Here is a 14,100-nt window from a genome sequence, read left to right on the forward strand (position 1 = left end):
GCTGGCGCCCAGGTGGAAGCGGCTGGTCACGCAGCCTTGATGGACGGCGCCATCTTCGGAGCAATAGAGGTCAAGTTGGCGGCCTCCATCAACACCTTGGCCAAGGTGCGAGCTTCCGCGGGTGTGAGGTGCCAGCCTTTCGCGGTCTCGCCCAGGCCGCACCAGATCATGGCACCATTTTCACGGACCATCTGGCGAATGTGGAGCGCGACGTACTCCGGTTGAAACGGCCCCTTCAACAGGTCGTCGCAGGTTTCCGCCTTCTCGTTGATCAATGGCACCCTGCCCTGCCAAGAAGAATAGTGACCACGATCATCGGGGTCGTCATGGTCCGCGTGTAGCCCATCACACCACGGCGGGCAAGGTGCATCCAGCCAGAAAACCTTGCGCTCGCACATCATGCGATCTTCTTCTGAACAGGCAACCAGCGTCGTGTCGGCACTATTGTCGACTACTTCCAGATTGACCGGAACCCGTCCGCAGTGGATGCAACTGACGCCCGACAGTTGATCCTTGCTGAGCTTGTCGTATGCAGTGCCATCCGTCATATTTGTACTCCCTTTGTACGGCGATATGCAGGTTTTTCATGTTTCGACTCGGATCTAGGTGGTGCTTGAGCATCAAATAAATCCCGATTAATCGTCTTGTGCTAAATACGGCGATTGGTCGTCCTCGCCGTAGCGCTGAACGGGTGGTGCCCGCTGGGCTGAACGGGTGTCGTGAGGTCGTCGCTGACCGCGTGACGCGGACTGCCTCTCACTCGAGACGAGGCTGTCCGGTGGCCGGAGACGGGACAGCGCGGACGGTCGTGCAAGAAGTGATCCACTGCACCCGCTGGCGCGCGTGATCAGCCGTGAGCGGCTTCGTAGGCGTCGACGACGTCCTGCGAGATCCGGCCGCGATCGGCCACCTGCCTGCCGGTTCGGCGCGCCCACGCCCGGACCAGTGTCGGGTCGACCGTCCTCGTGGCGCGCGGGGCGGGTTCTGGTTGGTTGCCGATCACGATGCGCTCGCGCGCGGCGTCGCGGATCTCCTGCGGGGTGCGCGTGGAGTCGATCGGGGGTGGGACGACCAGTTCGGCGACGGTGAGGTTGTCCAACTCCAGGCCTTCCGCGACCTGGCGCATGTGAGTGTGGTGGCTGAAGACGACGATCTGCCACTGGCGTGCGAGCCGTGCCATCACTTTGAGTGTTGCTGCGGCCCTGGCGTCGTCGAAAGTCATCAGCACGTCGTCGAGAACGACCGGCAGCGTCGGGAGCCCGCGGGTACGCCTGTCATCCTGCAACGACTCGATGCCGGCCAGGCGGAGGGCGAGGAACGCCTGGTCGGCCGTCCCCTCCGACAGCTCGTCCGGTTTCCGGGGGCGCTCATCGGCACCGACGATGCGCAACGACCGCCCGTTGGCGTCGCTGTGCGTGTGCAGGGCGACATAACGCCCTCCGGTCAGCTCTTCGAGGATGCGCCCGGCGGTGTCGAGCAGCGGTGAGGCGTGCTCCCGCTCGTACGCCTCCAACTCGTCGCGCAGGACCGTGCGCTGGATCTCAGCGACCAGGTACTCCTCGACCTCGTCGGCCAGCGCGGCCAGTCGTTCGTGCGCTTTGGCATGCAGTTCGGCGGCTCCGGGCCGGGTGATCAGCGCCTGGTGGCGTTGGGAGAGCTCGCCGTAACGGCGGAGTGCTTCTTCGTGCGTCTCGTCGGCGTCCTCGTACCGCTGCCGCGCCGTGTCGACGTCGATGCACAGTTGTTGCTCGTCGACATCACTCAACTCGGCGACCAACTGCCGCAGGTCGGTTCGCGGCAGCGCGATGCGCACCACTTCGCTGTGCTGGTTGACGTTGGTCGACAGGCCGGCCAGTTCCTCGCCGCGTTCAGCCGCGGCGTCGAGGTCCGAAGCGTCGGTCCGGCGACGCAAGTCGTCCAGAGCGGCGACGGCCAGAAGCCGTTGCGCTGTGTGCTCTTCGAGCTTCCGGCGCAGCGAGTCGAGCCTGTCCGCGAGGTTGTCCGCCGTGCCTTTGACCTCCAACGCCGACTGGACCCGCGCCGACAGGGTGTCGAGCGCGTCGGTGATGTCGTCGTCCTCGACACCCAAACGTGCGGTGAGCGCCGCCAGCTCCTTCACGAACCCCTGATGCCGTTCAGCGAGCTGTCGTGCCCGTGCGCGGAGGCCGGTCGCGGTGACGTGTGACGCGCGGGCCCTCGTGACGATGTCGCGCCGCCGGTACCACCCGGTCGGGCGGCTCAGATCTGGGAGCTGGGCGGCGGCCAAAGCTGTCCGCCACCGGTCATCTGCCCAGTCCCGCTGCGCACGTGCCCGTTCGAGTTCCCGCTCCGCCTCCTTCCGAATGGTCCGCACGTTCTGCGCGACCGCACGTGCTTCGCGTGCGTAGTCGTCCTCGGCCAGCAGCCGCCTCGCTGCTTCGAGCAGGCTGTCCAGATCCGCCTCGGGCCGTGGTCGTCCCGCCCGCGCGAGTACGTCCGCCAAGTAGTTGCGCTGCTCCTCGACCGCCGGACGCAAGTCCTCGGCGGTGCGGCTCGCGGTGACCTTACGTCCTTCGGCCGTGAGCGCCCCGGCCAGCGACTCGTGGAGCACGAGCGCATCGCTGACGGGCGGATGTGGAACGCCAACCGGTTTCCAGCTAGCCTCCCACGCCTGGCAGGCCGCTGTGTGTGCGCGTTCCGCTTCCGCGACCTTTGATCCGGCGGCGACCGCCTCGGCACGGGTCTTCGCCAGTTCGGCGGTCAGCACTCCGCGTCGTGCCGCCACTTCGACGTGCTCCGCGATCAGATCGCCGACGCGATCGGCCTCGCGGACGGCGCGTTCGACCTTCACCGGCAGGCCGGGCGCTCGTGCGGGCGGGTGACCCGCCAGCCAAGCGCGCACGACCTCGGTGATCAGTTCGTCGCGTGCCGCACGGGCAGCCGTCACTTCTGACGGGTCCGGGACGTGGTGCAGTTCGTCCTCGGACAGTTGCCGTTGGACGTCGGCCGACCGCCTTTCGACGGCGTCCAGTTCTCGACGGGCCGTCCGGATGGCACCGTCACAAGCCGAGATTTCGTCGCAGGTCCCTATCACCGACTCGCGGGATGGCAGTGCCCCGAGACGCGTGTGTGCGGGCAGGCCCACCGTCGTGAGAAGGCGGGCGTGCTCGTGTCGCGCATCCGCCACGGCTTCAGCAGCGCGTCGGAAAGTGGTCACCACCGAATCCTCGGCCTCGATGGCACTCACGGCCTCACGCAGGGACGCGACGATTTGTGCGTCCGGTGCCTCCGAGTCGGGCGTAGCGGGTTCGCGGTCACCTGCGGCTTCTACCTGGCGTTGTCGCTCGGCCACGATGGCGTCCGCCTGGACGAGCGCCTCCGCTGCGGCATCCAGCTCGGCGACGCGGTCCTCGCCGACCCACAGCGTGCTCAGCAGCACGTCGACCGGCTGGTCGACATTGCGGGTCAGGTCGACCAGCAGCGCGCGGGTGCCAGCGTCGCTTTCATCGGCTTCCGCTAAGCAGGCCTGGGCCTGCTCCGCGTCGTCCAGTCTGGCTGCGGACTCCCGATTCAGGCGCTCCACCAGGTCGCGGTCCCCGAGGGCGGGGTCCTTGGAGGCGGTGCCGGCTAGCTGCGCGGACGTCGCGGCGATCTCGTCCTCGACGTCGACGATTGCACTGTGGGCGCGGTGCAGTCGAACTGTGGTCTCGGCGTGGAGTGCGAGGTCTTCGGCGTCCAGGCAAGGCCCCGCCGACCGCAGGGTTGCGATCCTGGCTTCGGCCCGAGCCAGTTGCCGGACCCTGTCGAGCACCCGCAGCCGAGCCTCCTGGTCGGTCAGCCCGGCGAAGGCGGCATCCTTGACCCTCTTGGTCCGCTCGACGTCCTCGCCGACCTGGCGCAGCACCTCGCGGATTGCAGTGACGTCGGCGGCGAGCGCAGTGGCTTCCTCCACGTCGTGGACCGCCTGTTCGTACTCGGCGATTGCACGACGTGCCCGAACGCTCTTGTTCCCCCGGTGCTCCTTGTACAGCGAGTCGGCACGCGCCGAGAGCGAGTCCAGCAGGTGGTGCACCGACAGCCCGCTGCGCGCGCGGAAGATCAGGGACGCGAGGTCGCCTTCACCCTTGAACAGGTGCTCCCCACCCTTGCGCAGCTCCTCGTGGGACAAGCCGAACGAGGTCCGCCACCGGCCGCGGTCGTCCCCGTCCCCCTGCCACACCGCGGGAACCTCCCTGTGGGTGGCGGTGTCGACCAACCCGCTCGCACTTCGCTCGACAGGGACCTCGGTGCCATCGGGCAGGACGAGCACCGCGCTGACGACCAGTTCCTGGCGGCGGAAGTGGAAGGCGCGCTTCGAGTACTGCGGTATCGACCACAGCAGGTCGGCCAACGCGTCGAGCGCGGTGGACTTGCCGGTCTCGTTGAGGCCGAGCACCACGCTCAGACCGGTGCCGAGTTCGATTGTCCGGTTCCGGAACGCGCCGTAGCTGTCCAGCGTGAGCAGCCGAACCCTCATCGGTCCTCCCCGGTGGTCATCTTGGCGACCAGGCCGTTCATCGCCGCCGCAGTGATCCGCTCCAGCACGACGGGGTCGTTGAGGTCCAGCGGGCTGTCCTTGTGCAGCACTCGGCCGAAATCGCGCTTGAGTGGTGCGGTCAGCCTGTCAACCAAAGGGCTGTCGTGACCCAGGTCCTCCGCCCTGCGGAGCACCGCTTCGATCAGTCGGTCGTTCGCCGGGTCACCGGCCCGGGGCATGCGCGCGTGGGAAGCGGCCTTCTCCACGGTGACGCCCGCGCGGCCGCCGGATGCTCGTACCTCTTGGACCAACCGTTCGCGATCGCTCAACGCTCCCGCCGCCCGGGTCGTCCCGGTCACCGTCACCCTGGCGACCAGCGGACGGCCTTCGGCAGCGACACGGGCGTCGGCCAGGCTCGTCTCCACCGTGTCGAGCACTTCGTCGAACGTCCCGTGCCCGGACGCGTCGACCTCGATCCGCTCCCAGCGAGCCACGTCGAGTGCGACGAACCTCGGATTTGCGGGCTCGTCACGGTCCAGGTCGACCACCAGAGCACCCTTGGGGCCGGTCTCGTTGGCGTGCCTGCCCTGTAGGTTGCCGGAGAACGCTGCGACCCACCGGCCGTCGTTCACCACCCGCCGCTGATGGACGTGGCCGAGCGCGAAGTATTCGTACTTGGGCTTGAGCAGGTCCGACGGGTCGCACGGTGCGTAGGTGTCGTGGCCCTCCGCGCCGGATACCGCCGTGTGCAGGATGCCGACGTTCACCATGCCGTGGACGCGGTCGGGATAGGCCAGCGCCAGGTTCTTCGTGACGGCCCGCGTGGCGAACCCCTGGCCGTGCACGGCCAAGCCGAGGTCCTCGTCGATCACGGTTTCGGCCTTGTCCACGTCGAGCACGGTCACGTTGTCGGGCAGCCGCACGGCCTTGGTGACCACGCTGGCCGCGTCGTGGTTGCCCGCGGCCATGAACACCCGCACGTCGTGGTCGTTCAGGAAGTCCATCTGCTCGGCGAAGAACCGGCCGGTGGCGTAGTCGGGCCAGTCGCCGTCGTAGATGTCGCCGGCCAGCACGAGCGCGACCGCTTTCTCGTCGACGCTCAACCGCACCAAGTTCTTCAGCGCCTGCCGCGAGGCCTGGCGCAATTGATGGGCGACGTCCTCCTTGACGAACCCACCCAACCCCCGCAGCGGGCTGTCGAGGTGGATGTCCGCCGCGTGCACGATCCGCACCCCGGTCACCGTTGTACACTCCAGAGTTTCGTGTGGATCGCGGGCAGCGGGACCAGGTGGCGATCATGTAAAGGGATCATGGCTCGCACATCGCAGCCCTTCACGGCAGCGCTACATCGACCATCCACACGATTGGGCGAGTAACACTCGCGTATTGGCTCGTTGCTGCGACAAGGCGAAAGTGTCACCGGAGTAATTCACCCATTCGGTCGCTAACGCTGGGTCGAACTGACGCGACGTAGCCGCTGTCACCGATTAGAACGACCGTCCGTGTGCACACCGCGCGAGCTAAGGGGGCCGAGTGGGGCTGTTGGGCCGAGTGCGGCAGCTATTCGAGGGCAAGCCCGCTGTCATGCCGCCACCGCGACCCGCGCCGCCGCCGGCAGCACCCGTGCCGCCACCGGTGCCCGTGCCGCATTCGACCCGGACCGGTCCACCACCGCCTTCCCGTCCGCAGCCGGTACCGCGTCGTCAGCCCTCGGTGTCCGCCCCGACTTGGGTACAGGCCGGTGCTACATCATCCGTGGCCGGCCGGTCGCTGCTCGGCGGGATGCTCTACATCGGGAAGTTGTCCCGGGGTGACGCGGTACCCGGTCGGAACGTCGAGGTGATCGACCCGACCCTGCCGATCGACTGGCGCAAGCCCGACTTCACCGGTCGGGACATGGATTACTGGCCCGCTTACCACTCGATCACGCCTCGCAGCCGGGCCGCGTACCTGCTGTGGCTGGAGGGCGGCAGGTGGGCGCCGGACGCCTACATCGGCTACGTGTTCCTGTACTTCTACGGCCTGGAACGCCGGGCGCTGGTCGATGCGCAGCAGGACCCGGCCGCGCGGGCCGACGTGCCGCATATCCTGGGCGAGGTCGCGCGACTGCTGACGGTCTACGGCGGAAACTCGTCGTTCCGCCAGTACGCGACCGCCTTACAACAGGTCCTTCGCGCGCTCATCTCGAGGGGAGAAGGACCCCCGCCAGACCCGGCCGAACACGACAAGTGGCCCCCGCCGCTCACCCTGCGCTTCGGCATCGGCCGCTTCGCCGCCGAGGGGCGTCCGGTACCTGTGGACTGGGCGTGGTCGTGGGCCATGCTTCACCCCGAGATCTATCCGCGAACGCCCGCGACGCGGTGCCCCGACGAGTTCCGCGCGCTGTTCACCACCCGCTACCAGACCCGCTACGCCGATGGCCTCCGGGTCCGCCCGCTGAAGAGCCGGGTGGAACTCTCCTACCGCCCCGCCAGCGGTGGTCTGACCTCGACAACGTGGCACTCGGACGTGTCCGACGTGCTCACCGCCGCTGCACCGACGAAGGCGCTCAAGGCCTTGGTCGAGTCCTGCGCGAACGACCTGGACGCTTACAGCCGCTTGATCGGTCGGCAACCGGAAGCCACGGGCACGTTGCCCGCGCTGGCGCTGCTGCCGGACGAGCTGTTCACGAGTGACTTGGCGGGCCTGCGGCCGGTGCGCGAACTGGTCGAGCGGACGTTGCCCGCCGACGTGCCCAGAGCCAGGTTCGAAATGTCGGACCTGGTTGCCCTCTGGCCCGCCAAGGCGTCGGGGAAGTTCGCCAAGGCCGACGTGGTCGGACTGGCGCAACTGCTGGACAAGTTCGGCGTCGGCGTCGAGCCCGACGTGCGCTTGGGCGGTCCGGTGCAGAGCGCGGGGCCTGCCGTGCTGTTCCGCATCACCGCCGCGCAGTCCGCGACCGCGACGCCCGAGTACACCGCCGCCACGACGCTGCTGCACCTCGCCGCCGTGGTCTCCGCGGCCGATGACGATGTGTCTACCGCCGAACGGGACCACCTGGTCTCCCATCTGGAGTCGAGCCTGCACCTGACGCCGGGGGAGCGGATCAGGTTGACCGCCCACTTGGACTGGCTGCTGGCCTCGAAGCTCAAGCTGACCGGGCTCACCAAGCGCCTGGGTGGCCTGACCGACGCGCAACGCGCTCACGTCGCCGAGTTCGCCACCGCGATCGCGGCCGTGGACGGTGTCGTCTCGCCGGGCGAGGTCGACACGCTGCGCAAGATATACAAGCTGCTGGGGCAGGAGCCGGACTCGGTGTACACCGAACTGCACGCCCTCACCGCCGCGTCCACCCGTCCCGCACCGGCCACCGATCCTGTGGTCGTCGTGCCCGCGGACACCGGCCCGACCGGCTACCTCATCCCGCCACCGCCGAAGCCGGAGCCACCGGTCGGCGCCGTGCGCCTCGACCCCGCCCTGGTGGAGGCCAAGATGCGGGAAAGCGCCGCCGTAGCCGCGCTGCTCGCCGACGTCTTCGACGAGCCTGAAGAATCTGCACCACGGCCACCCGCACCTGTTGTCGCGGTGGATCTCGTCGGTTCCCTCGACGCAGCCCACTCGACCCTGCTGCGGGAACTGGCCACACGATCGTCCTGGAGCCGTGCCGACTTCGACGCCCTCTGCGCCGAGGCAGGTCTGCTGCCCGAGGGCGCGCTGGACGTGCTCAACGAAGCGGCGGTCGAGGCCGCCGACGAACCGGTCGTCGAGGACGACGGCGACCAGTTCGTGATCAACGACTACGCAATGGGAGAACTGCTCGCATGAACGACACGCGCATCCGGCCCCGAGACCGCGACGCGATCATCCAGTCGCTCCGGGCCGGCGTCGTGCCCCGCTCGGGCCAGCAGCACGTCCAGGTCGGGCGTGCGCGCGAGGTCGAGTCGCTGCTGCGCGACCTCGACAGCGTCGCAGACGGCGGCTCCACGGCACGCTTCGTCATCGGCGAGTACGGCTCGGGCAAGACGTTCTTCCTGAACCTCATCCGCGCCGCCGCGCTGAAGAAGCGCCTGGTCACGATGCACGCCGACCTCGCGCCCGACCGTCGCCTGCACGCCACTGGCGGCCAGGCCCGCAGCCTCTACGCCGAACTGGCCCGCAACACCTCGACCTCGGCCAAGCCGGACGGCGGCGCGCTGGCGGGCATCGTCGAGCGGTTCGTCTCCCAGGCGCTCACCACCGCTCGTGAGCGGGGCACGTCACCGGAGAACGTGATCCGGCAGCGCATGGCCGAGCTGTCCGAGCTGGTCGGCGGCTACGACTTCGGCGCTGTTGTGGAGGCGTACTGGCGTGGCCACGACACCGGCAACGAACAGCTCAAGATCGACTCGGTGCGCTGGCTGCGCGGCGAGTTCACCACCAAGACCGAGGCCCGCGCCGCGCTCGGCGTGCGCACGATCGTGGACGACGCGAGCTTCTACGACCAGCTCAAGCTGCTGTCGCGCTTCGTGCGCATGGCCGGCTACAGCGGCCTGCTGGTGTGCCTGGACGAGATGGTCAACCTCTACAAGCTGACCTCCTCGCAGGCCCGTTCCGCCAACTACGAGCAGATCCTGCGCATCGTCAACGACAGCCTCCAGGGCATCAGCACCCACGTGGGCTTCCTGTTCGGCGGCACGCCGGAGTTCCTCATGGACACCCGCCGCGGCCTGTACTCCTACGAGGCGTTGCAGTCCCGCCTGGCGGAGAACGCCTTCGCCGCCAACGGCCTGGTGGACCACTCCGGCCCGGTGCTGCGGCTGACCAACCTCACCCAGGAGGACTTCTACATCCTGCTCGCGAAGCTGCGCCACGTGCACGCCTCGGGCGACCCGCAGCAGTACCTCGTGCCCGACGAGGCGTTGCACGCGTTCATGCACCACTGCTCGCAGAACATCGGTGACGCCTACTTCCGCACCCCGCGCACCACGATCCGAGAGTTCCTCAACCTGCTGTCGGTGTTGGAGCACAACCCCGGCCAACCGTGGGAACAGCTCGTCGGCGGCGTGCGGTTCGAGGCGGAGCGCAACCCCGACCTCGAACCACTGGAGTCGGCAGCGCAGGACGAGTCGAGAGTGGACGATGAGCTGGCCACCTTCCGCCTCTGACGCCCCGCCAGGGTCCTCGCAGTTCTTCCGGCTTCACCACAAGGTCCAGCGCTGGATCCACCGGCAGGGGTGGCCGAAGCTCAACGACGCGCAGGAGCAGGCAATCCCCTTGGTGCTCAAGGGGACCGAGGACGTGATCGTCTCGGCGGCCACCGCGTCGGGCAAGACGGAGGCAGCGTTCCTGCCGATCTGCTCCGCCCTGCTCGACGAGGTGGACGACGGCGGCATCCGGGTGCTCTACGTGTCACCGCTCAAGGCGCTGATCAACGATCAGCACCGCCGCCTCGACGAGCTGTGCGAGGAACTCGACCTGCCGGTACATCGCTGGCACGGCGACGTGCCCGGATCGGCCAAGGCCAAGGTCCTCAACAAACCCGACGGCATCCTGCTGATCACGCCGGAGTCGCTGGAGGCGATGTTCGTCCTGCGCGGCATGGAGATCGGCTGGTTGCTGCGCGCCCTGCGGTGGGTCGTGATCGACGAGATGCACTCGTTCATGGGCACCGAGCGCGGCGCACAGCTCCAGTCCTTGCTGCACCGCGTCGAGCTGGCAACCCGGCGTCGCATCCCCCGCATCGGGCTGTCGGCCACCCTGGGCAGCATGGAGTCGGCGCGCGACTACCTGCGCCCCGGAAACGGCCAGAATGTCCACCTCCTAATGGCCTCGCACCAGAGCGGGGAAATCAGCGCCATAATCCGCGGGTACGTCCACGAGGCACCCACCACCCAGGACGAGGAATCCGACGAGGGCACCTCCGTCGAGCGGATCAGCGAACACGTGTTCACCACCCTGCGCGGCGGCAACAACCTCGTGTTCTTCGACCGGCGCGGCGACGTCGAGCTGTACGCCGACCGGCTGCGTCGGCGCAGCGAGGAACGCGCCGTGCCCAACGAGTTCTTCCCCCACCACGGCAGCCTCGCCAAAGACGTGCGCGAGCACGTCGAAGACCTGCTCAAGAGCAACCGGCCCGTCACCGTGCTGTGCACCTCCACGCTGGAGATGGGCATCGACATCGGCACCCTCACCTCGGTCGCCCAGGTTGGGGCGCCGCCCTCGGTGGCAAGCCTGCGCCAGCGCATCGGCCGATCCGGACGTCGTGGCGAGCCCGCCGAGCTGCGCATGTATGTGACCGCTCAGAAGATCGACGCCAACATCGCGCCCCAGGACGAGCTGCGGGCGGAGCTGTTCCAGGCCGTGGCGATGATGAGCCTGCTGTCCGAGCGCTGGTACGAGCCCGCGGACACATCCTCGCTGCACCTGTCCACGCTCATCCAGCAGATCATGTCCGTCATCGGCCAGCACCAAGGCGCCCACCCGGTCGAGCTGTTCCAAGCGCTGTGCCTCTCCGGATCGTTCGCGCACGTCGACAAGACGACCTTCGCCACCCTGCTGCGCGACCTCGGCCAAGCCGAACTCGTCCAGCAGGAACCCGACGGCCTGCTGCTGCTCGGCAGCGTGGGAGAGCGGATCGTCAACCACTACTCGTTCTATGCGGTCTTCGCGGAGAAGCAGGAGTACCGGCTGGTGCACGGCTCCCGCACCCTTGGCGTGCTGCACGTGACAACACCCACCGAAGTCGGTTCGCTCGTCATCTTCGCGGGCAGGCGCTGGAAGATCGTCTCCGTGGACGACCAGGCGGCCCTGATCCAAGTGGAGCCCTCACACGGCGGACGGGCACCCAAGTTCGCCGGCGGTCGTGCCGAGATCCATGACGAAGTCCGCCGCCGGATGCGCGTCTGGTACGAAGCCGACAACGTCCCCGCCTACCTCGACGCCACCGCCCAACGCCTCCTCGACGAAGGCCGCGCGGCCTACCGCCGCTTCGAACTCACCCGAAACCCCGCGCTGGCCAAGGGCAACGACACCATCGTCTTCCCTTGGCGCGGCGATCGCATCCTCAACACCCTGACGGCCTGGTTGACCCGTGCGGGTGTGCCGGCGGTCCGGGACGGTGTTGCCTTCACCGTGCCCGAGTGCACACCGGCCCAACTGCGTGTGGTTCTCCAGCAACTGTTCCTGGAGGACGACACCACCGCCGAGGACATCGCCGCCGCACTGCCCGACACCGTCGTGGAGAAGCACGACGTCCACCTTGGCAAGCCGTTGCGCACCCGCGGCTACGGCGCTGGGTGCCTCGACATGGCAGGGGCCCGTGCCACGCTGGCCGACCTGGTCGACCGGCTGCCCGAGCACGACGTCGACGTCATCACCGGAATCCCTTCCATTCCGCCACCTCTCGTCGCCACCCCGACCGCCTACGCGGTCGTGGACGTCGAAACCACCGGCTTCGCCGCCTGGGGCAACGATAGGGTCATCGAGGTAGCGGTCATCCGCGTCGCCCACGATGGCACCGTCCTGGGCGAGTGGAGCGCACTGGTCAACCCTCAACGTCCACTCGCCGCCTCCAGGGTTCACGGCATTACCGAGCACGACGTGGCGGGCGCTCCCGCGTTCGCCGACATAGCACCCACCCTCGCCGCTCACCTGGATGACGCCGTCGTCGTAGCCCACAACGCCTCGTTCGACTTGAACTTCCTGAACGCGGAGTTCGCCCGTACCAACACCCCGCTTACGTTGAGCGCGGCGCTGTGCACGATGAAGCTCGACGACCACGTCCACCAGGCGGGTCGTCGCAAACTGCACGACTGCGTCACCGCGATCGGCATATGCACCACTCAGGGCACGGCCCACCGAGCCCTCGCCGACGCCAGGGCCACCGCCGACCTACTGCGGCACTACCTGACCCACACGCCCCACGATGTGCGAAAGCTCGTCACTGCGTCCGAGCGCAGCACCTCGTAGGTCCCTGAGCGGGTCTGTCAATCGAGTGGCTCTGTCACGTAGTCGGTGGTGACGTGGAGTAGTCGTTGGTGATCATGATCTTGTGTTGGATGTCGATTCCCTTGTAGGGACGGTGTTTTCCGGACTGTCGGCGTTGGTCGTTGAGGACGTGGCGGACAGTGGCGGCATGGTGGTGGTTGCGGCCCGCACTCGGGATGGGGCCGTGCCGTGTCCTGTGTGCGGAACCGCGACGGCGAAGGTGCACGGATATCACCGCCGGACGGTGACCGACGTGCCGGTCGACGGCCGCCAGGTCGTCGTGCACCTGCGTGTGCGGCGGCTGGTCTGCCCGGCTCGGAGTTGCCCGCGGCAGACCTTCCGGGAACAGGTTCCCGGAGTGCTGGAACGCCACCAGCGCCGCACGGTGCGGCTCGTCAGGCAGGTATCCGAAGTGGCGCAGGAGTTGTGCGGTCGGGCGGCTGCACATCTGGCCGGCGTTCTCTCCATGCCCGTGTCCCGCAGCACCGCGTTACGTCGTCTACGGCGTCTGCCGCTGCCCGCGCAGTCGGTCCCGCGGGTGATCGGCGTGGACGATTTCGCCCTGCGCCGACGCCACCGCTACGCCACGATCATCATCGACGTCGAGACCGGCCGACGTGTCGCGGTCCTGCCCGGCCGCGACGCGGCCACCCTGGAATCCCGGCTGCGCGAACATCCCGGTGTCGAGGTCGTGTGCCGGGACGGTTCGGCCGCCTACGCCGAGGCCGTCCGCCGCGCCCTGCCCGACGCAGTACAGGTCAGCGACCGCTGGCACCTCTGGCGAAAACTCTGCGACAAGGTTCTGCTCGAAGTCCGCGCGCACACCGGGTGCCGGGCCACCGTCAACCCATCCCGTCCAGGCGGCGTTCACGAGCAAACCACCCGCGAACGCTGGAACAAGATCCACAAGCTGCTCGGCCAAGGCATCGGTCTACTCGACTGCCCACGCCGCCTCGGCGTGGCCCTGAACACGGTCAAACGCCACGCCCGCATGCCCGAACCCCAGACCCTGCGCATCGCCCCCACCTACCGCCCGACCCTCGTCGACCCCTACCGCGATCATCTGCGCGCCCGCCGCGCGGCCGATCCCGCGGTCCCTGTCACCCACCTGCTCGCAGAGATCCGGGAAATGGGCTACACCGGCAGCGCCAACCTACTGGTGCGCTACCTCAACCAGGGTCGAGCCGAAGGCGACCGCCCCGTCACCACTTCCCGTCACGCCAGCCGACTCCTGCTCACCAACCCCGACAACCTACGCCCGAAAGACACAAGCCTGCTCGAAAAGATCGCCGCAGCCTGCCCGGAGATGACTGCACTCGCCAACCTGACACGCGGCTTCGCCGCCCTGCTCACACCGGCCGTGGGCAACGACGTGAAGCCCACCGACTGGATCGCGGCGGCCCGCGCCGTCGATCTACCGCATCTACGCAGTCTCACCAACGGTTTCGAGATCGACAGGTCCGCTGTGGACGCTGCTCTCACCCTGCCCTACCACAATGGCCGCACCGAAGGCGTCAACACACGCACCACAAGGATGATGAGACAGATGCACGGACGCGCCGGATTCGACCTTCTCCGCCACCGTATCCTCCTGCCCTGACAGATGCTCACCGTCACCACCGACTACGGGACAGAGCCCTCGTTTGACAGACCCCGTGGTG

Annotated in this window: 7 protein-coding genes; 4 read left to right on the top strand and 3 right to left on the bottom strand. The window is 68.1% G+C overall.

The features are described 5' to 3' along the window. Positions 1–26: 26 nt before the first annotated feature. The 3 genes from ACQPZF_RS16865 to ACQPZF_RS16875 form a co-directional block, all read right to left on the bottom strand. Positions 27–548 (bottom strand): DUF6907 domain-containing protein, encoded by a 522-nt coding sequence (locus ACQPZF_RS16865; protein ID WP_433272622.1) that lies wholly within the window; start codon positions 546–548, stop codon positions 27–29. Between the two features lie 299 nt (positions 549–847). Further along, entirely contained in the window at positions 848–4,495 is a 3,648-nt protein-coding gene (locus ACQPZF_RS16870; protein WP_433272623.1) for an AAA family ATPase, read from the bottom strand. Next, positions 4,492–5,736 carry a metallophosphoesterase family protein gene (locus ACQPZF_RS16875; protein ID WP_433272625.1) on the bottom strand — a complete coding sequence of 415 codons (1,245 nt, stop codon included), beginning with the start codon at positions 5,734–5,736 and terminating at the stop codon, positions 4,492–4,494. The genes ACQPZF_RS16870 and ACQPZF_RS16875 overlap by 4 nt, the downstream gene beginning before the upstream one ends. Before the next feature lie 343 nt (positions 5,737–6,079). On the opposite strand from ACQPZF_RS16875, the gene ACQPZF_RS16880 reads away from it, so the two are divergent. The 4 genes from ACQPZF_RS16880 to ACQPZF_RS16895 all read left to right on the top strand — a co-directional run bounded on the left by ACQPZF_RS16880 (position 6,080) and on the right by ACQPZF_RS16895 (position 14,039). Then, the gene (locus tag ACQPZF_RS16880; RefSeq protein WP_433274581.1) at positions 6,080–8,299 is read left to right on the top strand and encodes a TerB N-terminal domain-containing protein; all 2,220 of its coding nucleotides are present in this window, start codon (positions 6,080–6,082) and stop codon (positions 8,297–8,299) included. Further along, complete coding sequence (locus ACQPZF_RS16885; protein ID WP_433272627.1) at positions 8,296–9,618, top strand: ATP-binding protein; 1,323 nt, start codon at positions 8,296–8,298, stop codon at positions 9,616–9,618. The genes ACQPZF_RS16880 and ACQPZF_RS16885 overlap by 4 nt, the downstream gene beginning before the upstream one ends. Then, complete coding sequence (locus ACQPZF_RS16890) at positions 9,593–12,421, top strand: DEAD/DEAH box helicase (RefSeq protein WP_433272630.1); 2,829 nt, start codon at positions 9,593–9,595, stop codon at positions 12,419–12,421. The genes ACQPZF_RS16885 and ACQPZF_RS16890 overlap by 26 nt, the downstream gene beginning before the upstream one ends. An 82-nt stretch (positions 12,422–12,503) precedes the next feature. After that, positions 12,504–14,039: an ISL3 family transposase gene (locus ACQPZF_RS16895; protein WP_433272632.1), complete on the top strand. Its 1,536-nt coding sequence runs from the start codon at positions 12,504–12,506 to the stop codon at positions 14,037–14,039. Positions 14,040–14,100: the final 61 nt, after the last annotated feature.

This window comes from Actinosynnema sp. CS-041913 (assembly GCF_050942485.1).
Classification (GTDB): domain Bacteria; phylum Actinomycetota; class Actinomycetes; order Mycobacteriales; family Pseudonocardiaceae; genus Actinosynnema.